The organism is Paenibacillus rhizosphaerae (assembly GCF_014192015.1).
Classification (GTDB): Bacteria; Bacillota; Bacilli; order Paenibacillales; family Paenibacillaceae; genus Paenibacillus_AQ; species Paenibacillus_AQ rhizosphaerae.
Genome location: NZ_JACHXJ010000008.1, coordinates 15995 through 38936, shown reverse-complemented (window position 1 = coordinate 38936; position 22942 = coordinate 15995). Strand labels below are relative to the sequence as shown.

Here is a 22942-nt window from a genome sequence, read left to right as displayed (position 1 = left end):
CATAAGGAGGAGAGGCTGTCATGATAACCCCAACTTCCGACCGCGGAAGACGGCTCGCCGTTCATATTCTGCTGATCGCGGGAGCCGTCCTGATGGTGACCCCTTTTGTCTGGATGCTGTCCACATCGTTTAAGTCCTTTGCGGATTCCATGAAGGTGCCCCCTACGCTGCTGCCGTCGGAATGGCATTTTGAAAATTACGCCAAGGTGCTGACCACCATTGATTTCGGCACTTATTACCTCAATACGATTCTGGTTACGCTGGGCCGCACGGCCGGACAGCTGCTGCTGTGTTCCCTGGCCGCATACTCCTTCGCCTGCCTGAAATTCCCGGGGAAAAACGTCATTTTTCTCGCCCTGCTGGCTGTGCTCATGGTGCCTTCCCAGGTCGTCATGATCCCGAGCTTTGTTATCATGCGGCAGCTGAATTGGCTGGATACGTTCTATGTCCTGATTATCCCCGGCATATTCAGCGCCTTCGGCACCTTTTTACTGAGGCAATTCTTCATGACGCTGCCGAAGGATCTGGAGGAAGCGGCCAAAATCGACGGCTGCAGCTATTTCCGGATTTATTGGAATATTTATCTGCCGCTGTCCAAGTCCGCGCTCGTCTCCTTGGCCATCTTTACGATTCTGGCAGCATGGAACGACCTGCTGTGGCCGCTCATCATGACCAGCTCGGAGGATATGCGCGTGCTATCGATCGGCATCTCTTCCTTCCAGGGTCAGCATTCGACCGATTATCCGCTGCTGATGGCCGGAGCCGTCATGGCTACGCTGCCGATTATCATCCTGTTCATTTTCCTGCAGCGCTATTTTATAGAAGGAATCGCCATGAATGGCATCAAAGGATAAGGAAACGAATAGACCTTTTACAAGTGTAACCGGTCCATCAAAAAAGGAGTTGAAAACCGTTATGATTCACGTTCTCGTTATAGGCGCCGGGGCAATGGGGAGCACCCATGCCGCAGCCTATGCCGATATGCCGAATGCGTACTTGGCCGGTATCGTCGACACCGACGCCGGCAAGGGAGCACGGGTGGCCGAGGCATGCGGCACCTCTTCGTTCACTTCCTATGCAAAGGCGATGGAAGCGCTTGACCGCGTCGATGTCGTCGATGTTTGCCTGCCGACGCCGCTTCACAAGAAGCATGTTCTTCAGGCGGCCGACGACGGCAAGCATGTCATCTGCGAGAAACCGCTGGCGCGCAGTCTGGCCGACGCCCGGGAAATGATCGACCACTGCCGTTCGCGTGGCGTCCGGCTGTTCGTCGGGCATGTCCTCCGCTTCTTCCACGAATACGCGCATGCCAAGCGGCTGCTGGATGATGGCGTCATCGGCAATCCGGCCGTCATCCGCGCGGGCCGCGGCGGGGGGTATCCGATCGGCTGGCAGCATTGGTACAGCGATTTCGGGGCCAGCGGCGGCATTACGCTTGACGCCATGATCCACGATTTCGATTTCCTTCGCTGGTGCTTCGGCGAAGTGGAACGCGTGTATGCCAAGGGACTCCATGGGAGGGTTCACGCCCAGCTGGACTATTCACTCGTGACCCTTCGCTTTCAAAGCGGCGCAATCGCCCACGTCGAGGGAACCTGGTCGCATGAAGGCTTCTCCATGAACCTGGAGATCGCCGGCACGCAGGGGATTATCGGCTATGACAGCGCCCGGGATCAACCGCTGCTGTCTTTTCAGCGCGGCGGCCATGCAGGCGGAGGCGGCGGCGTCCCCGTCCCGGAAAGTCCGGTTGAGGAAAACCCGTACTTTCAGGAGCTCCGCCATTTCCTGAATTGCATCGAGCAGGATGAAGAGCCGATCGTAACCGCGGAAGACGCCTATGAGGCACTCCGTATTGCGCTCTCGGCGCTGAAATCGATGGAGACCGGGCGGCCGGTTGATCTGGGAGCCGGCGCAGCCGACCTGAGCAGCAAAGGAGTGATCGGTTCATGAAAATCGGCATCGTCAGTTTTGCCCATATGCACGCTTACAGTTATGCAAAAGCGCTGATTCAATTGGAAGGAGTGGAGCTCGCCGGCATTTACGATCCCGATGAGCAGCGGGGTCAAAAGTTCGCCGGCATCCTTGGCACCAGCTATTACGGGGATTATGCCGAGCTTCTGTCCCAAGGCCTCAGCGGGATCGTCGTTACATCGGAGAACGCGAACCATAAGGAGCATGTCCTTGCGGCCGCGAAGGCGGGGGTTCATGTGCTATGCGAAAAGCCCATATCGACCAATGCCGCGGACGCCCGGGACATGATCGAGGCCTGCAAAGCCGCCGGCGTCATGCTGCAGACGGCCTTTCCGGTTCGGTATAACCGGTCCGTGATCCGGGCCAAACAAATGATCGATGAAGGCAAGCTTGGCCGGATCCTCGCCATGAAGGGGACCAACCGCGGGCAAAATCCGGGCGGATGGTTCGTCGACCCCGCTCTGTCCGGCGGCGGAGCGGTCATTGACCATACCGTTCATGTCGCCGATATCATGCGCTGGTTCACCGGCGCAGAGGTGAAAGAGGTGTACGCGGAAATCGGGCAGCTGATGTCCGCTGTCCCCATCGATGACTGCGGAATCCTGTCGATCGAATTTGACAACGGCGTCTTTGCCACGCTGGACTGCAGCTGGTCCCGGAATCCTTCCTTCCCTACCTGGGGCGACGTGACGCTGGAAATCGTCGGAACGGCCGGCACCCTGACGATCGACGCCTTCGGACAGAAGCTGAACGTATTCAGCGAGGAGCGTGGCTACCGGCACCACTTCTGGGGCGACGATATGGACTTCGGCCTGGTCCGGGATTTTGTAGCCTCGATCGCGGAAGGCAGGACCGAGGCGAACGTGACGGGCGTCGACGGGCTCAAGGCGCTCGAGGTGGCCCTGGCCGCGTACCGCTCGGCGGAGCGCCTGACCGCCGTTTCGCCTGCAGAGCTCTGAACCTAAACCTGATAAAGGGGTGTATGAAGCGATGCTGAAGTCAATAAATCAATGGGGTTTTCCGGAGGGAACCCCGCTCGAAACGATTTTTCTTCATGCGGAGCAGGCGGGTTACGATGCCGTCGAGCTGAATCTGTACCCGTCCGGCGGAACCGGGCTGACCATGGACACCACCGCCCAGGAGGCGGAGGCCGTGCTGGCTCTGGCTTCCCGTCACCACATTCAGCTGCGCAGCCTGTCAACCGGGATGCTGTGGAAATCCCCGCTGTCCGCGGCGGATCCGGATGTGCGCGCCGGCGGACGGGAGATCGTCACCCGGCAGCTGGAGCTGGCATCCCTGCTTGGGATGGACACCGTGCTGGTCGTTCCCGGGGCGGTGACGCCTTCGGTCACCTATGAAGAATGCTATGCCCGCAGCCAGGAAGAACTGCGGGAGCTCATTCCGCTGGCGGAACAGCACGGCGTTCACATCGGCATCGAGAACGTTTGGAACAAATTTCTGCTCTCCCCGATGGAGATGGCGCGGTATATCGACGAGCTCGAATCGCCTTGGGCCGGAGCCTACTTTGACATCGGCAACGTGCTGCTCTTCGGCTATCCCGAGCATTGGATCCAGACGCTGGGCGAGCGGATTCGCAAAGTCCACGTGAAGGACTTCAATCCGGCGGCCGGGCCGAACGGCTTCGTCCCGCTGCTCTCGGGCGGCGTCAACTGGAACGAAGTACGGCGGGCCTTGAACGAGATCGGCTACACCGATACCGTTACGGCCGAGCTCACTCCGTACAGCGCCGACCCTTATCAGATGGTGTATGATACTTCCGCACAGCTGGATATCATCACGGGCCGATAAGGGCAAACATGCTGACCGCCTTCAGCCTAAGTTTGGCTTGCCGTAATCGCAGGCGTTCGGCTTCGCTTAAATTCAGTCAAATTAAAAGGGCTGTCCCGCCGGCAGATTCATTCTGCCGGAAGACAGCCCTTTTTTCCTTGTTTCAAGGCGTATTCCGGTATGGATACGGGCAGGATCTATTTCTTTAGACGTCGGTTGCTCATCCACAGCGGAATGCGGAACAGCAGGTTCATCAGGAGGACGACGATGACCAGCACCGCGGCCAGGAAGGCCATCATGTGCAGCGCGTAATTCCAGGTGGAGTCAAACTCCACGTTGGAAATCTGCATGACGATGTTGCTGGTCAGAACCGAAGACGGCGTAAACAGGGACTTGGCAAGCTGTGCCGTGTTGCCGATGACCCGAGGCCATCAGTACCTGAAACATCTTATTTTTCTTCAACATCGGCTCATCCTTCTTCTATTAGAATAAGTGCTATAGACCTATTCTCTACTAGAAATGTAAAAGGCGGTCGATTGGAATTTTATGGAAAAGTTAAATATTTTATCGTTGTATTTTGCAAAAATAGCGATTATTCTAGTTAAAAATACAAATGCTACATCTATATTGAATGAACTAAAGAAATAAACGCCCTAGATAGCCGCGATACCAAAAATTTCAAGAAGAAACTTTAGTTCAATCTATCTTAATGTATCCGTAATCCAGACCAGAGACTTCTGATGAAACGACAGCAAACTGTAAAGCTAAGTATTGGAGGCCTGACCATTGTGTATGTAATTGGATTTATTGTGTCGCTTGTTATCGTTTTGGCTTTGATTCCTCCTTTAAGAAAGCTCGCGATCCGGGTTGATTTCGTCGACCGGCCTACCCATCGCAAAATACATAAGGAACCCGTACCGCATCTGGCAAGCATCGCCATCTTTCTCGGCTTTATGGTTCCCTATATCGTTCTCACCGGACACTGGGACAAAGAAATGGCCGGCATTGTGGCCGGCTCGCTGCTCATCCTCGGCATCGGCATGATCGATGACTGGTACAAGACGAAAGGCAAGGATTTCGCCGCTCTACCCAAAACGCTCGTGCAGGTAGGCGCTGCGGTGATCGTGTACTATTCGGGGATTTCATTCGAAGGGATCACCGTTCCGTTCGCCGGCCATATGGTCGTGTTTCCGGAGTGGCTGCAGTTTATACTGACAATTCTGTGGATCTTCGGCGTCACGACGGTCATTAATTTTATGGACGGGCTGGACGGGCTGTCCGGAGGCGTGGCCGCGATTTCGGCCTTGACGCTGTTTATCGTTGCTATCGCCAAAGGCCAGTCCCATTCCGCGATCATGGCGGTGCTGCTGGTCGGGGTGACGCTCGGTTATCTGAGATACAACAAGCCGCCCGCCAAAATTTACATGGGGGATGCAGGCGCGACGTTTATCGGGTTTATGCTCGGCATCATCGCCCTGGACGGGGCCTTTAAGCAGGTGACCGTCATTTCCATTCTCGTGCCTGTGCTGGCGCTTGGCGTGCCGATCTTCGATAATATTTACGTCGTGATCAAACGGTATCGTGACGGCAAGCCGGTGTACAAGGCCGACCGAAGCCAGCTCCATTACCGGCTGCTGTCCTGGGGGCTGAGCCCGAAGCAGGCGGTCGTGTTCATCTATTTGCTCAGTGCCTGCCTGTCACTGTCCTCGATTATCCTGATGTTGATCAGTTAGCCGGGACCGTTTACAGCTGGGCGTGGTTAACAAGGTAAGTTAAGCAGGAATCGTTCAATAGGAGCGATTGAAGCTATATGACAAAGGGGCTGTCCACCGTCGTGTATAACACGACAAATGGGACAGCCCCTTTTATTCACGGCTAACCGGCATGGCCTTATTTAGAGCGAATTAAGCTTGAGAAGCGGATTGAAGGGCACGGATGGACAAATCCAACTCCACCATGCCGCCCGGAAGGTCGCGCGATCCGGCAATCACCCAATTTACGGCCAGTGCGTTTTGCAAAGCTGCCAGTTGTTCCAAGGTGAGCCGCAGCCCGTGGATTACGCCTTCGCCCACCTCGAAGTCCTTATCTTCGTCCAGGCCAAAACGCTGCACCAGCCAATTTTTCAGCCCGTTCCGCGTGTTAAACGTCATGCGGTAGCCTTCCATCGCCGCCTGAGCCAGCGGCTCGCCGTGTTCCTCCGAGTAGCCGAACAGATTGGCATAACGCTCGCCCTCGAGCCCAGCCTGGGTAAACGGCTCCGCGTCCTTGTTATTGACTGCCTCGGCGATTGCGGCCCCGGACATCCCGGCCCGCTTCGCCTGCTCGATCAGCAGTGCGGTCCATTGCGATACTTTGATATCCTGATTCATCCGGTCTCTCTCCCTTCTCGCTGCACTTGCTTATAATCTAAAGAAAAAGCCCTCGAGTGAGGGCTTTCCTTGTACGTCCCAGGAGGGATTCGAACCCCCGACCGACGGCTTAGAAGGCCGTTGCTCTATCCAGCTGAGCTACTGGGACTTGCTATGTAATAAAAAAAGCGAATGCGTTATTTATTATACCGTATTTAGCCAATTTTTCAAGAGGAAAATTTGAAAACCGATTGGCGGGAAATACTATGGGTAATAACATTATAAAAAACGTCTATCGGTGACAGCCCACGTAAGCAGACTGCAGGTAGCGGCAGCTTTTCTTGCGGTATTCGGATCGCCAAACTAAACAAAATCCGTTGTAAAGGAGCATTCCCCATGCGACAGTTGTTATCTTCACTTTCCTACTTCAGCATATTTTTCGCCCCGTTTATCCTGCCGGTGATCGTATGGATCGCCGTTCGGGACGAATACGTCGCCCGGCATGCCAAGCGCGCATTGCTTTCGCATCTGCTGCCGTTCATCGCGGCCGTACCACTGCTGTTTTTTACTTTGGCAGCCCATCATGCCGGCTCGATCCTGGGCTATATTTTGCTGTTCTGCGTCATTTACTTCGGCACATTCGTCTATAACATCGTTAAAGGCATTCAGGTGCTTCGCGAATATGCGTAACAGCTAAGAACAGCTGAATAAACCTCCGGGCATTCCCGGAGGTTTGTTCATGGTTCAAGGAGGCTACTGGTTGCCAAAACGTCTTGGGTTATGGGGCACAGCCAAATTTCTCGAATTTCTGCTCGTCACACCACCCGCAAATGCGTTTTGACGGGCGTACTTGCTTCTCTTGCCTTTTTTGTTCGTGAAGTCCGCCATTTAGCTCACCTCCCCTAACCATAGTATGGGGCGGGAGGCTGCCGGCTATGTTCCTTAAATAATGGCTGCGTTTACTTTGCGAACCTGCTCCGCAGATCCTCCTCTACGCTTCCAAAAGAGATCAGGTCGCGCAGGAACAGATCCCGCTCCTCATCCGCCGTCAGAAAGAAGCCGCCTTCGAACGCCTGCATCGTCACATCGGTATATGCCTGATGCATACTGTTGTCATACCAGTCGAGCTCTGTGTCGGCATCGTTGCGGATCAGCCGGATCATGTCGTAGCAGCCCGGTGACGACTCGGCTACATAAGCCAAAAGCGTGGGATCATCGACCGCTCCGGGCAGCACACCGATTTCAGCGCAGCGGACCCCGTCCAGCTCCGTCATCCGCCGCACCTTGGCATCCTTAATATAATACAAGCTGCTTCCCTCCCTGGTCGGCCTGAATTCCGAAATCAAGTATAACCCAGCATTTTGTTCTCCGTCAGATGCTGGCGCGTTTCCGCCGTGCCGTATTCATAAATTTTCCGGTACAGCTGGTTCAGGCTTTGCGTATACTGCGAATTGACGTCATCCTCCGGCGTATCCGGCCATGGAAACGTATAGGCCAGGAAGGAGTCCTCGGCATGCTCCTGCATGTCCTCCATCATCTGCTGCACTTCCCTAGCCTGTCCCACCGTGCAGTACATCACCAGCTCGTAAGGAGCGGCGCCTTGTTCAGCGAGAACGCTTCTGCCGTGTACCGATACATAAAAATGCTGCTTATCCATGTCACATTACTCTCCTTTGTGAAGATCAAAAAAATTTATATAAGTTGTCAGCGGAGCTGAACCATTCCATGATCGCAAGAAAAACATCCGCTAAAGGCGGTCCGTCTTCTGTAGAAGTGCGTCGACAGATACGTTTTTCTTACACTGCCTTTCCTATAGTTTTCGTTAAAGGACAGACATTTTATGCCCCGTTTCGGCATATAACTGTATCACTTTGGCAGACAGAAAGGACAGCGAGTGGACAAACGACAAAGAGAGGATGACCCATCATGTGCGGAATAACCGGTTTTATACAATGGAGCGGCGACTTAACCCAGGATTCGCAGATCCTTGTCAAAATGACGGAAACGATGTCGGATCGCGGACCGGACGCCTCGGGAACCTGGATCTCCAATCCATGCGCCTTCGGCCACCGCCGTCTGAGCGTCATTGACCCCGAAAACGGCGCACAGCCCATGATCGTTCATGATGATGATGACGTGTACGCGATTTGTTATAACGGGGAGCTATATAACGCGGCCGAGCTGCGGAGCGAATTGGTCAAAAGAGGACATCACTTCCGGACCCATTGCGATACGGAAGTTCTTTTGGTTTCATACATCGAGTGGGGGCCGGCCTGCGTGGACCGGTTCAATGGCATTTTTGCTTTTGCCATCTGGGACAGCGTCCGGGAGCAGGTGTTTATGGCTCGGGACCGTTTAGGCGTTAAGCCCCTGTTCTACGCCTACATCGACGGCACGCTGATATTCGGTTCCGAGCCCAAAGCGCTGCTGCAGCATCCCAAGATGGAGCCTGTGGTCGGCCCGGAAGGACTGGCCGAAGTGTTTATTATCGGCCCGGCGCGGACGCCGGGACAGGGCGTCTATAAAGACATGAAAGAGCTGCGGGCAGGCCACGCGATGATCTTCAGCCGCGACGGGCTGCGCAGTTACGCCTATTGGCGTCTGGACAGCCACATCCACGAAGACAGCGTGGAGGAAACGGCGGCCAAACTGCGCGAACTGCTGCAGGATACGCTGGAACGGCAGCTGGTTTCGGACGTTCCGGTCTGCACCCTGCTGTCCGGAGGGCTGGATTCCAGCGCTTTGACGGCCCTTGCCGTTCAGTATTATAACCGGACCAACCAAGGGCAGGTCCACACCTATTCAGTTGATTACGTCGGCAATGAGAAGCATTTCAAATCGCATGCCTTCCAGCCGGGAGCCGACGCTCCGTTTATCCAGCGGATGGTGGAGGAACTCGGGACGCAGCACCATTACATTGAATTTGATACCCCCGAGCTCGTGGAATCGCTGAACGCCTCCACCCTGACCCGGGACCTGCCCGGTATGGCGGACGTAGACGGCTCGCTGTACTTATTTTGCCGTGAGATCAAAAAAGGCGCGACGGTGGCCGTCTCGGGCGAAGCGGCCGACGAAATTTTCGGCGGCTATCCCTGGTTTCACCGCGAGGAAATGCTCAATTCCGGCACGTTCCCTTGGTCGGTCGCACCCGACATGAGGGCCAGCCTGCTGTCTCCCGAAATCCGCGAATGGATCCGGCCGCTGGATTACCTCGGGGACCGTTACGCCGATGCGGTGCGGGAAGTTCCCAAGCTGCGCGGCGAGACCGGCCAGCAGGCCAAAATGCGGGTGATGTCCTACCTGAACATCACCCGTTTCATGCCGACGCTGCTGGACCGCAAGGACCGCATGAGCATGGGCGTCGGCCTCGAAGTACGCGTGCCTTATTGCGACCATCGGCTGGTTCAGTACGTGTGGAATATCCCTTGGGAAATCAAAATGACCGGCGGACGGGAGAAGGGCATTTTGCGCAAGGCGCTGGAAGGCGTGCTGCCGGACGATGTGCTCTACCGCAAAAAGAGCCCATATCCGAAAACCCACAATCCGGACTTCCTTGCCACCGTCAAGCAGCAGATGCTCGGTATTCTGGACGATCCGTCTGCCCCGATCCTGCCACTGATCGATAAGAACAAAATTCTCGAGATCGCCGCTTCCCCTGAAGCGTCCTCGAATCTGCCCTGGTTCGGCCAGCTAATGTCGGGACCACAGCTGTTTGCTTACCTGGCCCAGGTCAACAACTGGTTGAAAACTTACAATGTGGCCATTCGTTAACGTAAAATGAACATGCAAAAAGGGTATCCGACAGGCTCTATTCAGCCGGATACCCTTCTGTTTGTTTACCGCTGTGCATACGCGCTTCATCTTAGCCCGCGTTAACCTGCCGGCCCCTTTTTCCGACAGATTCCCCTTTGATCAGCGTGACGTAGATGCGCTCATGCTCCACTTCTTCACCGGATAAAATCTTGATCAGCTGTTCCGACGCGAGCGCCCCCCATTTCCGTTTGGAGTAGTTGATGGTCGCCAGGCGCGGCTGCATGTAGCTCGTCAGCTCAATATTGTCGAAGCCGATCAAATGCACATGCTCCCCGATCCGGTAATCGGTCTCTGCGAGCCGGTTGCAAAAACCGATGGCCATCTCGTCATTGAGGCAGAACACGGCAGCCGGGCCGGTATACTCCCCGATGACTTGTTCGGCAGCGTGTTCCCCTCCGCTTTTTTTGAAATCGCCGGGGATCTCGATCCACTCTACGTCTTCCGTGCGGTCCGCAACCATTTTGACCGCCTTCATGCGCTGAATGGAGTCAAACGAGTCATCAGGTCCCGTCACGACATAAATCTTCTTATGGCCCTGCTCGACCAAAAATTCGGTGGCCAGCGTAGCCCCTGCCTTATTATCCAGCAGCACCTGATTGATGTTGGGATGCTCGAGCTCCCGGTCCAGCACGACGATTTTGTGGTTTCGCTCGGCATATTTCAGCAGCTCGGCATTCGTAAACGCATGGTCCAGAATAATGGCCCCGTCGATCATCCGCTCCGGAAGCATCCGGTGGGCCTGCTTGCCGCTGCACACGATCAGGTCGTAGCCCTGGGCGTTGCAGACTTCCTTCATTCCGTCGAGTAGGTCGCCATATACGTCCCCTTTAAAATCGGTCAGAAATACCCCGATGATGCGGGACTCCCGCTTCTTCAGCGATCTCGCGGCCGCGTTCGGCACATAGTTCAGTTCCTTGGCGATCGCCAAAATTTTTGAGCGGGTTTCATCCGTCACCTTGCTGCTGCCGTTCAGGGCATATGATACCGTCGATATGGAAACCCCGGCTTTTTTAGCGATATCCTTAATACTAACCAATGTTCCTCGCTCCCCCATACCAAACCATTTCCTGGTCCAAAATTATCCATATTGCTGTTCTCATGGAAAAGGGCGATCCGTGAAGATCGCCTTAAACTGCTACATAAAAATCTCAACCACATTATGGCCGTCCGGCTTCATTCCCTGCTCGAACACGTCCTTCGAAATCCGCAGACCGCCCTCGCGGTACGGATTGCTCACCGCCGAAGCTTCCAGCTCCCGGCCGTTCAGCTTCACGCGGCGCTCGCCGGTGCCGTCCAAATGGTAAATGAAGGCCACATCCTGCCCGTCGTAACGGAAGTCAAAGCGCAGTCCGTCCAGCGTCTTCGGCAGCACCGGATCCACGATGAGATCCTGCTGTTCCTGGCGGATGCCCAGCGCGTTCGAGATCAGCTGATTCATGTAGATCCCAGGACCGCTGGAGTAGATACGCCATCCGCCCTTCACCTGCACGCCGCCGCTGCGCAGCTCATCGAAATGCGCCTGCGCGTCATAACGCGTGTTGAACTTGCCGTCGGAGCTGCTGAAATAAGCGTTGCTCTGACGCAGTTCGGCGTTCGGCACCACGCTCCGGATCCCGACCGGATTAATTACGTTCAGACCGTTCCATACATCATCCGCATGTCCGAGCTTCGCCATCGCTTCGATAAAGCGAATATGGGCGTGGACATACTGCAGGCCCACTTCGCGCCCGAAGTTTGACGCCTGCTCCGCCCGCTTGAAGTGCGTGCTGACGCCGCCGGCATATTGGGCCGGACGGTTCATCAGACGGACGCCGTCAGGGAAAAAGAGCTTTTCTTTGATCAGCTCATAATGGGCCTTCGCGCGCTCCGGATCCAGCAGCTCCGCAATCATGCTCCGGGTCATCGGCAGCAGGCGGTATTGAATGCCGGTCTCCTCGTCGGTCGGATGGAGCATCAGCTTCACTTCGGCCGGATTCTCCATGTAGAGGAACCCTGGAATGACATCCGTTTCGAGGATGTATTTTTCGTAATCACGCTTGATTCCCCGCGCCATGTCATGAAGCTCCGAAGCCAATTCCGGCTTGGCGGATTTCAGGGCGCCCGACAGTTGGGTCATCGTCTGGTACGTCAGGGCGACGGTCCAGCTGCTGACCATGTACTGCTTCAGCTGGGCGTTGGCCGGCTGCAGCGTATCGTCCCAATCCCCATCCCCGTAGGAGGACAGATGGGTCTCATGCAGGAAGTGGCTGCGGATGTAACCGATCTCCTTGTACACGTGATCCAGAATCGTGGCCGTTTCTTCGGTAAAATGGAACTTGTGCTTGACCGTATACGGAACCTTCTCCTCTAGAATGCCGAAGTCTTCGGTCGCCCGCAGGTAATCGCTGAGCACCTTCAGCGGCCATACGATGATGTCGCCGTGGCTCTCCTCCTGCTGAACCGTGAAGTAGTTGTCGAACATAAACCACTGCGGCCAGTTGCCGTCGTCTTCGTATTGGTGGGAGTACACCATTTTCAGAATGTCGCGGACCTGTTCAAACTTTTGCGTCGCCATAAAATACTCGGTCGGCCCCTGGCAAACGTCCCGTGTTCCCCAAGCCGCACCTCCGTACTGTTCCAAGCCATGCGGAACCGAATAATGAACCAGCATGTTATGCGTGTACCACCAGGCCAGGGCATTCACCTTAAAAAAGTCCTTGCCTTCCGTGCCATCCGCGCCGGTTAAGCGGAATCCGTTCATCACGTCCCGGAAGAACTCACGGTGCTTCGCAATTTCATCCTCTGCCCTGCGGCTAGCCTCAGGAAGGTCCTCTCCGTCCAGCAGCCCCTGCATCGTTAAAGTCCACTCCGCAGCAGCATCCAGCTTGAGCGTCACGACCGACGCTTCCCCAGCCTGAACGCCGCTTGTGAGTGCCGTTTCGTCACTAACGGCCGCCTTGGCGCCGTCGATCCGCATGGTGTATTTCAGGAGCGGATAGGCTTCCTTGCGGAGCGCGTCCTGGGCGCCGTGGAACGTCAGCACCCCCGCCGATTCCGTCATGCGGACCGGCGCTTCGAACTCATTGACGTCCATGGTGACCTGGCTGGTCACCAAAAATTGATACGCTTTGCCGCTCTCCGAGCGCACATGAAGGCGTATTTCAGGCGCATCCGCCGCCGCGAAATTGGTGATCACCAGCATGTCATCCGCCGTTTTGTAATACCAGCGCACGTAGTTGAAGCCGATCTCGAACAGGGACGGCATCGTCAGGAGACGGTACGCGCCTTCGATGTTCACGTAAATCCGCTGTCCTGCCGTCTTCGGCACGTTCAGGGCACTGCGGGCATTGCTCATCATTTTGTTGAAGTTGGTATTGCCCACCACCAGATGGGAGTTAAAAATGCCGTACATGTAAGAAGTCGTCGTCACGACTTTGGCCCCCAGCTTCACGCTGCCGCCGCTCATCAGGATATGTCCGTGCGGACGCTCCACCCGCAGCTCCTTCTCCTTCAGCACGACATGCTCGTAGGTATCGGTGAAGAACGCCAGAAGCTGTCCGTTCTCGGTTTCTTCTTCCTGTCTTCCGGCTGCCGGGAAAAGGGCTTCGAGCTCTTCCGCGGTGAGCGGAAGGGTATGCATCGGTTCGCCGATCTCCGGGTTCAGGCGGACCTGCGGCAGCTCGTGCAGCGGACCGTCCGCGGCAGCCAGGCTCTCCTGCACTTGAGCCCAGGCTTTCAGCACCTCGTCCTTGAATTCCAGCTCGGTTACCGCAGCCGCATGATCCGGCTTGAACAAGCCGTAGAACACGAAGCGTGCTTCCCCGTCCAGCGTTACCGCTTCGGACTGAAGCGCCGTGTAGGCGAACTCGTATTGGTAGACCTCGCACGCCAATTGAGGCTGGCTGAGACATGCCGGCACGTTTGTCTCTTTATAGGACAGGCCGAAGAACTGGAAGCCGTCCGTGGAGTACCCGGCGGCACGCGTCAGCGAACCCTGCTGTATGTAAGGGAACGCTCCGCCCTGCGGCTGGTTTTGGCGCGAGCACACCACATATCCGTGGTCTTTGTCATCGAAAACGGTATGGTCGATATATTGGGACAGGTACGCCTCGTTGCTGCGGACGGCGCCCGGATCCGCGTCCCCGATATCCTGGCCGTAAACGACGTCGATTTTGTGGCCCTGTCCGGTCGCCCGGACGTCCCAGAACCATACGCCGAGCGGGCTGAGCGCAAACGTCACGCTGTACGCCACCCCTTCGGCTTCCCCCGTCCAGACGAGACGTCCCTCGCCTGTGCTGACCCGGCTGTCCGAACGGATGCCCAGCAGCGGGTAGAAGCGGATAGCGGAATCGTCATGGATGCGAAGATACAGATTATTTAAGGCCCCGTCGAGCGGGCTGCTCATCAGCTGGTTGATCATCGTCTTGCCGCTGATGGCCTGGAACAGGTCACCGCTTTCCCAGAACGTAAAGGACAGATCGCCGGCCTGGACGTGAAGCTTGGAATTCGTAATGGTTGTCATGGTTGTTCATCCTCCTATCCCGGAAGCCGGCCGGAACCTGTCCGGTACGGCTTCGAGGCAGCTTTTACAGTATTTTTCATCCTGCATCGTCTAGATGGTCAGCTCTCTCCATTAGCCATGGCTGTTCTTTGTGTACGCGCATGGCGGCTTGTTCATTAAACCAGCCGGAACGACTCAGCAAGGTTGTCCCGGCTGTTCGGACCGACAAACACCTGGAACGTTCCCGGATCGCTGGCTTGCGTTAGGTCGGAATGATGATAACGGAGCTGTTCCTCCGTGATCGTAAAGACCGCTTCCGCACTTTCTCCCGGAGCAAGCTCGAGGCGGGTGTAACCTTTCAGCTCGCGCATCGGGCGGACCACCTCGCCGGCCACGTCGCGGATATACAGCTGAACCGTTTCGATGCCTGCACGGTCCCCGGTGTTCGTCACGTTCACGCTGACCTGAAGCGGCTGATCTGCCGTCATCTCGTTTCCGGATAAATTCAGGCTGCCGTATTCAAACGTCGTATAGGATAGGCCGTATCCGAACGGAAGCAGTGGATCATTCGGACTATCGATATATTTGGACACGTACCGCTCTTCCGTTTTGTCCGGATCCATCGGACGGCCGGTATTGTAATGGTTGTAATAGACCGGAATTTGACCCACCGAATGCGGGAAGGACATCGTCAGCCGCGCCGAAGGATTCACGCGTCCGATCAGAATGTCGGCGATCGCGGCTCCGCCCTCACTGCCCGGGAACCAGGCTTCCAGGACGGCGTCCGCTTCGTCAATGATTCCGTGCAGATCCAGCGGACGGCCGTTGAAGATCACCGCAGCCATCGGCTTGCCGGTCTTCTTGAGCTGCCGTACCAGCTCCAGCTGGGCTTCCGGCAGGCGGATGTTCGTGCGGGATCCGCCCTCCCCGCTCATGGCCGAATCTTCGCCCAGGGCGAGCACGATCACGTCTGCCTCTTGAGATGCGGCGATGGCAGCATCAATCTGCCCTTGATCCACGCTGACCACGCCGGAGCCTTCGGCAATAACCAGCTGTCCCTCAGCCAGCCTTTCCTGCAGCGCGGTTCCCAGCTTCACGGCGTCTTCCTTCACGCCGACGCAGGACCACCAGCCGAGGATGTCGTCGCTCTGGGCGAACGGCCCGATCAGGGCAACCTTTCTCCCAGGCGCAAGCGGCAGCAGGCCGCCTTCGTTTTTCAGCAGGACGCTCGACTTGGCCGCCAGCTCGTATGAAACGTTTCGATGATCCTGACAGAACACCACTTCGCGCTCGCGCTCCGGGTCGGCGCCTCTCAGCGGATTGTCGAACAGCCCGAGCTTGTCTTTCAGCCGCAATATGCGCAGCACCGCTTCGTCAACCAAGGCTTCGTCCACGCGTCCGCTCTCGACGAGGCCCGGCAGATGCTGCACGTAGCAAGGGGTCATCATCTCGATATCTACGCCCGCCCGGATCGCCCGGTAAGCGGCTTCGCAGTCGTCCTCCGCCGCTCCGTGCGCGATCATTTCGCGGATCGACGCCCAGTCCGAGATCAGGATGCCGTCAAAACCCCACTCATCGCGGAGGATGCCGCGCATCAGCTTCTCATTACCGGTAGCCGGAATGCCGTCCACGGTATTGAACGACGTCATGACCATTTCGCAGCCTTCGTCCAGCGCCGCTTTATAAGCCGGCAGATACTGCTCCCGGAGATTGCGTTCCGACATGTTGACCGTGTTGTAGTCGCGTCCCCCTTCGGGGGCGCCGTATGCGGCGAAGTGCTTCACGCAGGCAGCCAGCCGCTCCGGTTCCTCCTTCAGGCTCGCGCCTTGGTAGCCGCGGACAAAAGCGCGGGCAAACAGGCTGTTCAGGTACGGATCTTCGCCGGTCGTCTCCATGACGCGTCCCCACCGCGGGTCGCGCACCAGATCGACCATCGGTGCAAAAGTGACGTGAATGCCGGACACCGCCGATTCTCTCGCGGCGATTTCGGCGCTCTTCTCGGCCAGCTCCGTATCCCAGGAGCATCCGATCGCCAGCGGGATCGGAAAGATCGTTTTGAAGCCGTGCACCACATCGGCCATAAACATCAGCGGAATGCCGAGCCTGCTTTTGCTTAAATATGATTTCTGCACGTCGATGATCGACTGCGCTCCCGATATCCCCAGAACGGAGCCGCTAGCGGTCACCATCGATTCGGTGATCCCCATTTCCTCAAGCGGTCCGGTAATTTGGCTTTCTCCGTCGCCGCCTTCATGAAAATTGGCGGTCAGCTGGAGCAGCTGCGCAATCTTCTCCTCCAGCGTCATCTGATTCAACAGTTCGGTTAACTGCCGGTTGTCCATTCCATTCCCTCCACAACAAAGTCGTATGATGATTCAGGCCATCCGGACATGAAGGGTCCGGCTCTTTCAGACCCTTTCTCCTTTCTCAGGAGCTTGCACAAAACCTGGCTGATAAGGGCAGCAAGGATGAAGCCCGTCCTTGGCGCTTATCTTTTGTGCAAATTCCTCATGAAGAAAAGCGTCTATCGATATACGTTTGCATTCTATAATCTACAGAAGAACTCTTACCTGTTCCCCTCCCTGCGGCCAGGCCGGCCTACATATAATAGAAGAAACCCGGCCCGGCACCACCATGGAAGAGAAGAACCCGGCTGCATCAAATGTGCTGCACACCGGGTTCCTTAGACTCGGACTGCGTATCATGCTCAGTTCTTATCCTGATTTCAGAACGATTTGTTACTTGGCAAATTTGCTGTTTAGTTCATCCAGAACCGGCTGAACAAGGGACTGCTTGCTTTGTACCCACTTCTTCCAGTTTGCTTCCAGATCGCCGCTTTGCAGGATCAGGTTGGCATACTCGTTCTGGTAATCGAAGGATGCCTGGCTCTTCGCTTTGGAATCGTACAGCTGCACATCCCAGTCGTAGGTTGCCAGCTTGCCGCCTTCGCTGCCCAGCTTGGCTTTCTCTTTGAACAGCTCCACAGCGCGGTCGCGGTAATCCTTCTTGATGGCAGGGTTCACAATACTGAAGTCGTCGCCCAAAATATACAATCCTTCAAAACGTGCCGGATATTTGTCTTCCAGGGTCGTTCCTTCCGGAAGCAGGCTGACCGGCTCTTTGTTCTCGTCGTACTTCCAATCTTTGCCCTCAAAGCCCATGTTCAGGAGCATTTGTCCTTCTTTGGTTGTCGAATAATCGATAATATCCATGATGCGTTCGAACTTCTCTTTACTGATGTTTGGCGAGAAGATGAGCGCAGACCAGAAGTTCGGCTGCTCCAGGTTGCGGTATTTGCCGTCGTCACCCAGAACGATCGCCGTATGGACGAGGTCGTCGCTGCTTACGCCCAGGTTCTTCTGCATGTTCTTGTCCATGTCTTGTCTGTACGAAGCCAGACCGCCGAGGGACATCATCGCAGCGACGCCTTTGACTCTAAAGTTGTCGCTGCCCTCGTTGTTTTTCCAGGTATAGAATTCCGGATTGAGCAGGCCTTCTTTGTACGCTTTCTGCATCAGCTTCAGACCGGTCAGCGTCTCCGGATCAGCCGGTCCCCAATGGAACTTGCCGTCTTCTCCTCTGTAGAAAGCCGATTCGACGCGGGAATGCTCGCTGTTGGCCATGATGATGTTGGTCAAGGCGTCATCCGCGGTGTAAGACATCGGGACGAGCTTGGAACCGAGCTTTCCTGGATCTTTCTCTTTGACCAGTTCCGCATAATGGATCAGTTCGCTTGTCGTATAAGCGTCCTTCAATTCAAACCCGACGGCTTTAGCCCAATCCTTGCGGATCGCAATGACGCCGATTTGGTTCACAAGCGGATCGGCCGGTTTGTTTTGGAAGTACACCGGTTTCGGCAGAATGTAAGTGCCGCCTGTCAGCTCTTCCAGCTTGTCGCCGAGGCCGGTCAGCTTGTAGGCTGCCGCCACATTCGGCCAGCGCTCTTTCCAGTCATCCGGGAATTTGTAGAGCAAGCCTTGATCGACATAGTTCATGAAATCGCCGTGCACATAGTTCCAGCTGGCCACGTCAGGCAGGTCGCCGGAGTTGATCCACAGGCGAAGTTTTTCCGGCCAGGAATCCCACTGCACGTAGTTGTAATCCCACTCGACGTTGAATTTGTCCATCCAGTACTTGTGGAACTCGTTGTCGAGCACACCGTCTTTCACTTCCGTGGTCTGCGCGACGGAAATTTTCAGTTTGTCCTTGTAGCTTCCGTCTGCGTCTTTTTCGTTGCCGCCGGATGATGCCGAATCTTTCCCGCAGGCCGTGACCGTCAGCATAGCCGCCGACAGCGCGACAGCTAGAAGCGGCTTGAACAGCTTTTTGGTGTTCATGTTTTTTCCCCTCTTTTTGATCAGATTTTTTTCGTTAAAAAATCTATTGTGGTATCAGGTCTTGATAGCCCCTGTTAACACCCCTTTGGCGAAGTGCTTTTGCAGCATCGGGAAGAAGCACATGATCGGCACCATCGATACGAAGACCGAAGCCATCTTCATTCCCGTCGAGAAACCGGATTTGTTCAGGGCGTCCACGCTGGCCGCATTCGAAACGTTTGTCGACGATTCGACGATAATGGTCCGCAGGACGTTTTGCAGCGGAAGCATCTCCGCTTTTCGCAGGAAGATCATCGCATCATACCATCCGTTCCAGAAGGCCACGCCGTAGAACAGCGTAATGGTCGCCATAATCGGCGCCGCGAGCGGAAGGACGACGGAGAACAGGATACGCCATTCGCCCGCCCCGTCGAGCCTTGCGGATTCCATCAAGGACTCCGGCAGGCCCTGGAAGTAGTTCATCATCAGGATCATATTGAAGGCACTGAAGCTTCCTACCAAGATGACAGACCACAGGGAACCGGTGAGGTGCAGCGATTTCATGACCAGGTACAGCGGCACAATCCCGCCGTTAAAGATCATCGTGAACAGGACGAGGAAGAAGATTATCTTTTTCCCCGGGAACTTGTTGCGGCTGAGGCCGTAAGCCATCGTGCTCGTCAGGAACAAGCTCAGCGGCAGTCCGACCACCAGAATTTTAATGGTGTTCCAGAAGCCCGTCAGCAGCCTGCCGTCTTCGAACAGCGCCCGGTAGGCATCCAGCGTCGGATGCTTCGGCCACAGCAGCATCGGATTATCGGCATATTCCTTCTGTGAGGCGAGGGAGATCGCGATCACGTTCAGGAACGGAATCAAAATGATTAAAGCCAACACAATCAGCACGATAAACATGATGTAATCGAGAAGCGTCATTTTACCGACCCGGTATTTATGCCGTTTCTCAGCATGCGTACTCATCTCTCTAACACTCCTTTCCTAACGGAACAATCCGTCTCCGCCCATGAGTTTGGCCACGCGGTCCGCAGCAAGCAACAGAATCATGTTCACGAGCGAACGGAACAAGCTGACCGCCGTCGAGAACGAGAAGTCCGTCGAAGACTGGAATGTGATCCGGTAAATGTACACGTCGAGCACTTGGGACACATTCTGCGTCGCTGCATTCGCCAAGTTGAAGATCTGGTCGAAGCCGGCGGACATCAGGCCGCCCACGTTCAGAATGAACATGACCGTGACGGTCGGCAAAATATTCGGCAGCGTAATTTTGAAAATTTGCTGCATCCGTGAAGCGCCGTCGATCTGCGCCGATTCGTATTGGTCCTGGTCGATCCCCGAAATGGCCGCCAGGAAGATGATGGCCCCCCATCCGGTGGATTTCCAAATGTCCGTCAGAATCAGCATCGGTAGGAACATGGGCTCGGAGCCGAGGAAGTTGATCGTCGGAAGTCCAAGAAGCTGCAGTGCGCTGTTCAGCAGACCGTCATAGGAAAGGACGTTGATCACGATCCCCGAGACAATGATCCACGACAGGAACTGCGGAAACGTAAAAATCGTCTGGAACAGCTTCTTCGTCTTCCGCATCCGGAGCTCGTTCAGCAGGAGCGCCAGCAGAATCGGGAACGGGAAGGTGATGATCAGCTTGATAATGTTGATGTACAGTGTTCTCCACACCGCTTGGGCAAACGTCGGGTCGCGGAATACATACTTGAAGTTCTCCAGTCCGACCCAAGGGCTGCCCCAAATTCCCATGTTGGCTTTGTAATGCTTAAATGCGAGCGACAAGCCGCCCATCGGCAGATAAGCAAACAGGATCAGCCAGATGATGCCGGGAATAAGCAGCGTATACGTCATCCGGTGCTTCCAAATTTCCGTAAACAGATTACCGGTTTTGGAACGCTCCTTTGCATTTTTGTTCGGCCCTAAGGCTGCGGGTTTCAATTGGCATCTCCTCACTATTCTTGGGTCTTGTCTTCAAACAGAAAGTCAAAAGCGGTCTTCAAATGCTCTTCCCAAAAGAGCCAGTCGTGCGTTCCCGGTCCTTCAACGTACCGGAAATCGAACGGGCTGTGCTCCATGCGGCCGGCAAACTGCCGGTTCATCGCCACGAACGGATCTTCCGAACCGCAGCAGCACAGCACCGGCGGCAGCCTTCGGCCCTCGTCGATCAATTTCGCGGACAGCGCATACAAATCCTGATCCGGCTTCACCTCAAGCTCCGGTCCGAAGACGGCCTGCATCTCCCTGCGCATCCCTTCCGGCATCGCCGGATCGTTGAGACGCTGGGCGATGTCGGTCACGCCCGAGAAAGATACCGCTTTGGCATACCGCTCCGGGTAGGTGAGCGCGCATTTGAGCGCTCCGTAGCCGCCCATCGACAATCCCGCCACGAACGTGCTGTCGGGATCGGTATTTAAGTGCAGCAGGCGTCCGCACAGCTCAGGGAGCTCCTCTGTGATGTAGGTAAAATAATCCAGTCCATAAACCATGTCGGTATAATAGCTTCGTCCAACTTCCGGCATGATCACCGTGCAGCTGTGCCTCGCCGCAAACATTTCCACGGTCGTCAGGCGATGCCAGGTGCTGGCGTTATCCCCCGCCCCATGCAGGAGGTACAGCGTGCTTGAAGCAGGGACGCCGGTATCGACCGGAGAGATCACATGGATGCTGGTCGTCATCCGCAGCGTGGGCGAGCCGGTATCGATCGTTAAATGCGCCATATGTAACCCCTTTCACTTCAGTTCGACTGCTCTATCGAGTTGTCCGCCTTAGTCAGCGGCAGCCCCCTTACGGGAAGCCGGCCCGGCTGAGCCGATAACGGACAGTTTCGGCCCGTCATTGGTCCTTCTGATCGCCTCGCATTCCCGCTGTCCACGATCCGATTTCAGCCTTGTCAGACGTTATCGGTGGATGCTGCAGGAGCGCCAAAAGCGATGAAAGCGATTTTTTCGAATCGTTTCGATTAACATCATAATCCGGTTGTCTAAACCTGTCAACAACCTTTTTTACAAAGGCCCAGCGAGCTGTATTTTTGTGCAAATCCCTGATCTTGCTTACGTTAATGCGGCAAAATCTATACCAAAAGAGTCTCGGTAACCGCTTACAAAATGGGGTTGACATGAGGAAGGAATCTGTAATAATCTCAAGATTAACGATAATACGTGGAAACGTTTCTATAGAATTCATCCGATTCCTGACGGCGGGACCGGAAGCGGCATATGCTGTAGCCCGTTTCAGCCACTGGGATCAAGCGGAAGGAAGGCATAACGATGACTTTTCAAATTGACAGTTTTGTCGATGACATTAACAGCAGAAAACTGAACGTCTTATCCGTCCGGGTACTGCAACATGGGCAGCGGCTGGGGCAATGGGACCGGGATGGCGACGCCCGCCGGCTTCAGCATTCGGTCAGCAAGTCCTTTACAAGCATGGCGGTCGGACTTGCGGTTGCCGAAGGAAAGCTGACGCTGGATGCGCGGTTAAACGATTTTTTTCCGGATTACGGGAAGTTGGTGACCGATTCGCCCTATCCTCCGGGAGAGCTGACCCTCGGTCATCTGCTCCGGATGGCCTCCGGCCATGATGCCCCGCCGCTCTGGGCGGAAGAGCGGGAAACGCTGCAGGAGAAGGATTGGGCAAAATACTATTTGTCCCTGCCCTTGGACCGGATGCCCGGAGAGACCTTCACGTACAGCAGCGGCGATACGTTTATGATCTCGGCCATGGTTCAGGCTGCGGTCGGGGAGAGCGTGCGCGATTATTTAGTGCCACGGCTGTTCGAGCCGCTCGGCATCCGGGATGTCCGGTGGGACACGTCACCGCTCGGCGTTACGCTCGGCTGCACCGGGCTGTGGATCCGCTGCGAAGAGCTGAGCCGGTTCGGCCAGCTGCTGCTGCAGAAGGGGCGGTGGCGGGGCGTCCAGCTGATCCCGGAGGAATGGATCGGCGAGGTTACCCGAAAGCAAATCGATACGCCGGGAACGGCGGACTGGGGCGCGGGTTACGGCGGCCAATTCTGGCTGTGCACGCATGGAGCATACCGCGCCGACGGCATGCACGGACAGTTTTGCGTCGTCATCCCGGACAAAGAGGCCGTGATCGCCATCAACAGTGACGAAGATGATATGCAGGGCATTCTCGATGCCGTCTGGGCGGATATTATGCCCCAGCTCTAAGCTTGTTACGTTTTCGTGACATGTCAGAAAATACAA

At 55.8% G+C, this 22942-nt stretch carries 19 protein-coding genes and 1 tRNA gene; 8 read left to right on the top strand and 12 right to left on the bottom strand.

Features of this window, described 5'->3' with window-relative positions; genetic code table 11:
• Window positions 1-20: 20 nt before the first annotated feature.
• The 4 genes from FHS19_RS31895 to FHS19_RS31880 all read left to right on the top strand — a co-directional run bounded on the left by FHS19_RS31895 (window position 21) and on the right by FHS19_RS31880 (window position 3780).
• Complete coding sequence (locus FHS19_RS31895; protein ID WP_183587118.1) at window positions 21-854, top strand: carbohydrate ABC transporter permease; 834 nt, start codon at window positions 21-23, stop codon at window positions 852-854.
• A 61-nt stretch (window positions 855-915) separates the two neighbouring features.
• Window positions 916-1950, top strand: coding sequence for a Gfo/Idh/MocA family protein (locus tag FHS19_RS31890; protein ID WP_183587115.1), 1035 nt, complete (start codon window positions 916-918; stop codon window positions 1948-1950).
• Window positions 1947-2930, top strand: coding sequence for a Gfo/Idh/MocA family protein (locus tag FHS19_RS31885; protein ID WP_183587113.1), 984 nt, complete (start codon window positions 1947-1949; stop codon window positions 2928-2930). The genes FHS19_RS31890 and FHS19_RS31885 overlap by 4 nt, the downstream gene beginning before the upstream one ends.
• A 31-nt stretch (window positions 2931-2961) precedes the next feature.
• Window positions 2962-3780, top strand: coding sequence for a sugar phosphate isomerase/epimerase family protein (locus FHS19_RS31880; RefSeq protein WP_183587111.1), 819 nt, complete (start codon window positions 2962-2964; stop codon window positions 3778-3780).
• A gap of 176 nt (window positions 3781-3956) precedes the next feature.
• On the opposite strand, the gene FHS19_RS31875 is transcribed toward FHS19_RS31880, so the two are convergent.
• Entirely contained in the window at window positions 3957-4109 is a 153-nt protein-coding gene (locus tag FHS19_RS31875; RefSeq protein ID WP_376772014.1) for a hypothetical protein, read from the bottom strand.
• A gap of 390 nt (window positions 4110-4499) precedes the next feature.
• On the opposite strand from FHS19_RS31875, the gene FHS19_RS31870 reads away from it, so the two are divergent.
• On the top strand, window positions 4500-5492 hold the full coding sequence (locus FHS19_RS31870; protein ID WP_183587109.1) for an MraY family glycosyltransferase: 993 nt from the start codon (window positions 4500-4502) through the stop codon (window positions 5490-5492).
• Between the two features lie 171 nt (window positions 5493-5663).
• Here FHS19_RS31870 and FHS19_RS31865 read toward each other — a convergent pair whose 3' ends face one another.
• Together FHS19_RS31865 and FHS19_RS31860 are read right to left on the bottom strand one after the other, a co-directional pair.
• Window positions 5664-6128 carry a hypothetical protein gene (locus tag FHS19_RS31865; RefSeq protein WP_183587107.1) on the bottom strand — a complete coding sequence of 155 codons (465 nt, stop codon included), beginning with the start codon at window positions 6126-6128 and terminating at the stop codon, window positions 5664-5666.
• Window positions 6129-6202: 74 nt separating this feature from the next.
• Window positions 6203-6276: transfer RNA gene (locus tag FHS19_RS31860), tRNA-Arg, on the bottom strand.
• Window positions 6277-6503: 227 nt separating this feature from the next.
• Between FHS19_RS31860 and FHS19_RS31855 the strand changes: the two genes are divergently transcribed.
• Window positions 6504-6797 carry a magnetosome magnetite crystal formation protein family gene (locus tag FHS19_RS31855; RefSeq protein WP_076174239.1) on the top strand — a complete coding sequence of 98 codons (294 nt, stop codon included), beginning with the start codon at window positions 6504-6506 and terminating at the stop codon, window positions 6795-6797.
• A 269-nt stretch (window positions 6798-7066) separates the two neighbouring features.
• Here the strand turns inward: FHS19_RS31855 and FHS19_RS31850 are convergent, their stop codons facing one another.
• Entirely contained in the window at window positions 7067-7414 is a 348-nt protein-coding gene (locus tag FHS19_RS31850; RefSeq protein ID WP_183587105.1) for a hypothetical protein, read from the bottom strand.
• Window positions 7415-7449: 35 nt separating this feature from the next.
• Window positions 7450-7764: a hypothetical protein gene (locus FHS19_RS31845; protein WP_183587102.1), complete on the bottom strand. Its 315-nt coding sequence runs from the start codon at window positions 7762-7764 to the stop codon at window positions 7450-7452.
• Between the two features lie 269 nt (window positions 7765-8033).
• Here FHS19_RS31845 and asnB point away from each other — a divergent pair, with 269 nt between their 5' ends.
• Entirely contained in the window at window positions 8034-9878 is a 1845-nt protein-coding gene (gene asnB, locus FHS19_RS31840; protein WP_183587100.1) for an asparagine synthase (glutamine-hydrolyzing), read from the top strand.
• Window positions 9879-9969: 91 nt separating this feature from the next.
• Here asnB and FHS19_RS31835 read toward each other — a convergent pair whose 3' ends face one another.
• The 7 genes from FHS19_RS31835 to FHS19_RS31805 all read right to left on the bottom strand — a co-directional run bounded on the left by FHS19_RS31835 (window position 9970) and on the right by FHS19_RS31805 (window position 21451).
• Window positions 9970-10956, bottom strand: a complete 987-nt coding sequence (locus FHS19_RS31835) for a LacI family DNA-binding transcriptional regulator (RefSeq protein ID WP_183587098.1) — start codon at window positions 10954-10956, stop codon at window positions 9970-9972.
• A 99-nt stretch (window positions 10957-11055) separates the two neighbouring features.
• The gene (locus tag FHS19_RS31830) at window positions 11056-14421 is read right to left on the bottom strand and encodes a GH36-type glycosyl hydrolase domain-containing protein (RefSeq protein WP_183587096.1); all 3366 of its coding nucleotides are present in this window, start codon (window positions 14419-14421) and stop codon (window positions 11056-11058) included.
• A gap of 155 nt (window positions 14422-14576) precedes the next feature.
• Window positions 14577-16742 carry a beta-glucosidase BglX gene (bglX, locus tag FHS19_RS31825; RefSeq protein WP_183587094.1) on the bottom strand — a complete coding sequence of 722 codons (2166 nt, stop codon included), beginning with the start codon at window positions 16740-16742 and terminating at the stop codon, window positions 14577-14579.
• Window positions 16743-17138: 396 nt separating this feature from the next.
• Window positions 17139-18737, bottom strand: a complete 1599-nt coding sequence (locus tag FHS19_RS31820) for a type 2 periplasmic-binding domain-containing protein (protein WP_183587092.1) — start codon at window positions 18735-18737, stop codon at window positions 17139-17141.
• 54 nt (window positions 18738-18791) lie between these two features.
• A complete protein-coding gene (locus FHS19_RS31815; RefSeq protein WP_183587090.1) occupies window positions 18792-19694 on the bottom strand; it encodes a carbohydrate ABC transporter permease in 903 nt (300 codons plus the stop codon).
• Between the two features lie 18 nt (window positions 19695-19712).
• Window positions 19713-20672 carry an ABC transporter permease gene (locus tag FHS19_RS31810; protein WP_076174221.1) on the bottom strand — a complete coding sequence of 320 codons (960 nt, stop codon included), beginning with the start codon at window positions 20670-20672 and terminating at the stop codon, window positions 19713-19715.
• A 14-nt stretch (window positions 20673-20686) separates the two neighbouring features.
• Window positions 20687-21451, bottom strand: coding sequence for an alpha/beta hydrolase (locus tag FHS19_RS31805; protein WP_183587088.1), 765 nt, complete (start codon window positions 21449-21451; stop codon window positions 20687-20689).
• A 549-nt stretch (window positions 21452-22000) separates the two neighbouring features.
• On the opposite strand from FHS19_RS31805, the gene FHS19_RS31800 reads away from it, so the two are divergent.
• Window positions 22001-22906 carry a serine hydrolase domain-containing protein gene (locus FHS19_RS31800; protein WP_183587086.1) on the top strand — a complete coding sequence of 302 codons (906 nt, stop codon included), beginning with the start codon at window positions 22001-22003 and terminating at the stop codon, window positions 22904-22906.
• Window positions 22907-22942 lie beyond the last annotated feature (36 nt).

What these genes read in the sequence shown, in the direction of transcription:
- FHS19_RS31815 (WP_183587090.1), bottom strand. Translation starts at nt 19,694, where the DNA reads ATGAGTACGCATGCTGAGAAACGGCATAAATACCGGGTCGGTAAAATG.
- FHS19_RS31830 (WP_183587096.1), bottom strand. Translation starts at nt 14,421, where the DNA reads ATGACAACCATTACGAATTCCAAGCTTCACGTCCAGGCCGGCGATCTG.
- FHS19_RS31875 (WP_376772014.1), bottom strand. Translation starts at nt 4,109, where the DNA reads ATGCAGATTTCCAACGTGGAGTTTGACTCCACCTGGAATTACGCGCTG.
- FHS19_RS31805 (WP_183587088.1), bottom strand. Translation starts at nt 21,451, where the DNA reads ATGGCGCATTTAACGATCGATACCGGCTCGCCCACGCTGCGGATGACG.
- FHS19_RS31855 (WP_076174239.1), top strand. Translation starts at nt 6,504, where the DNA reads ATGCGACAGTTGTTATCTTCACTTTCCTACTTCAGCATATTTTTCGCC.
- FHS19_RS31885 (WP_183587113.1), top strand. Translation starts at nt 1,947, where the DNA reads ATGAAAATCGGCATCGTCAGTTTTGCCCATATGCACGCTTACAGTTAT.
- bglX (WP_183587094.1), bottom strand. Translation starts at nt 16,742, where the DNA reads ATGGACAACCGGCAGTTAACCGAACTGTTGAATCAGATGACGCTGGAG.
- FHS19_RS31820 (WP_183587092.1), bottom strand. Translation starts at nt 18,737, where the DNA reads ATGAACACCAAAAAGCTGTTCAAGCCGCTTCTAGCTGTCGCGCTGTCG.
- FHS19_RS31870 (WP_183587109.1), top strand. Translation starts at nt 4,500, where the DNA reads ATGAAACGACAGCAAACTGTAAAGCTAAGTATTGGAGGCCTGACCATT.
- FHS19_RS31800 (WP_183587086.1), top strand. Translation starts at nt 22,001, where the DNA reads ATGACTTTTCAAATTGACAGTTTTGTCGATGACATTAACAGCAGAAAA.
- asnB (WP_183587100.1), top strand. Translation starts at nt 8,034, where the DNA reads ATGTGCGGAATAACCGGTTTTATACAATGGAGCGGCGACTTAACCCAG.
- FHS19_RS31865 (WP_183587107.1), bottom strand. Translation starts at nt 6,128, where the DNA reads ATGAATCAGGATATCAAAGTATCGCAATGGACCGCACTGCTGATCGAG.
- FHS19_RS31880 (WP_183587111.1), top strand. Translation starts at nt 2,962, where the DNA reads ATGCTGAAGTCAATAAATCAATGGGGTTTTCCGGAGGGAACCCCGCTC.
- FHS19_RS31895 (WP_183587118.1), top strand. Translation starts at nt 21, where the DNA reads ATGATAACCCCAACTTCCGACCGCGGAAGACGGCTCGCCGTTCATATT.
- FHS19_RS31890 (WP_183587115.1), top strand. Translation starts at nt 916, where the DNA reads ATGATTCACGTTCTCGTTATAGGCGCCGGGGCAATGGGGAGCACCCAT.
- FHS19_RS31845 (WP_183587102.1), bottom strand. Translation starts at nt 7,764, where the DNA reads ATGGATAAGCAGCATTTTTATGTATCGGTACACGGCAGAAGCGTTCTC.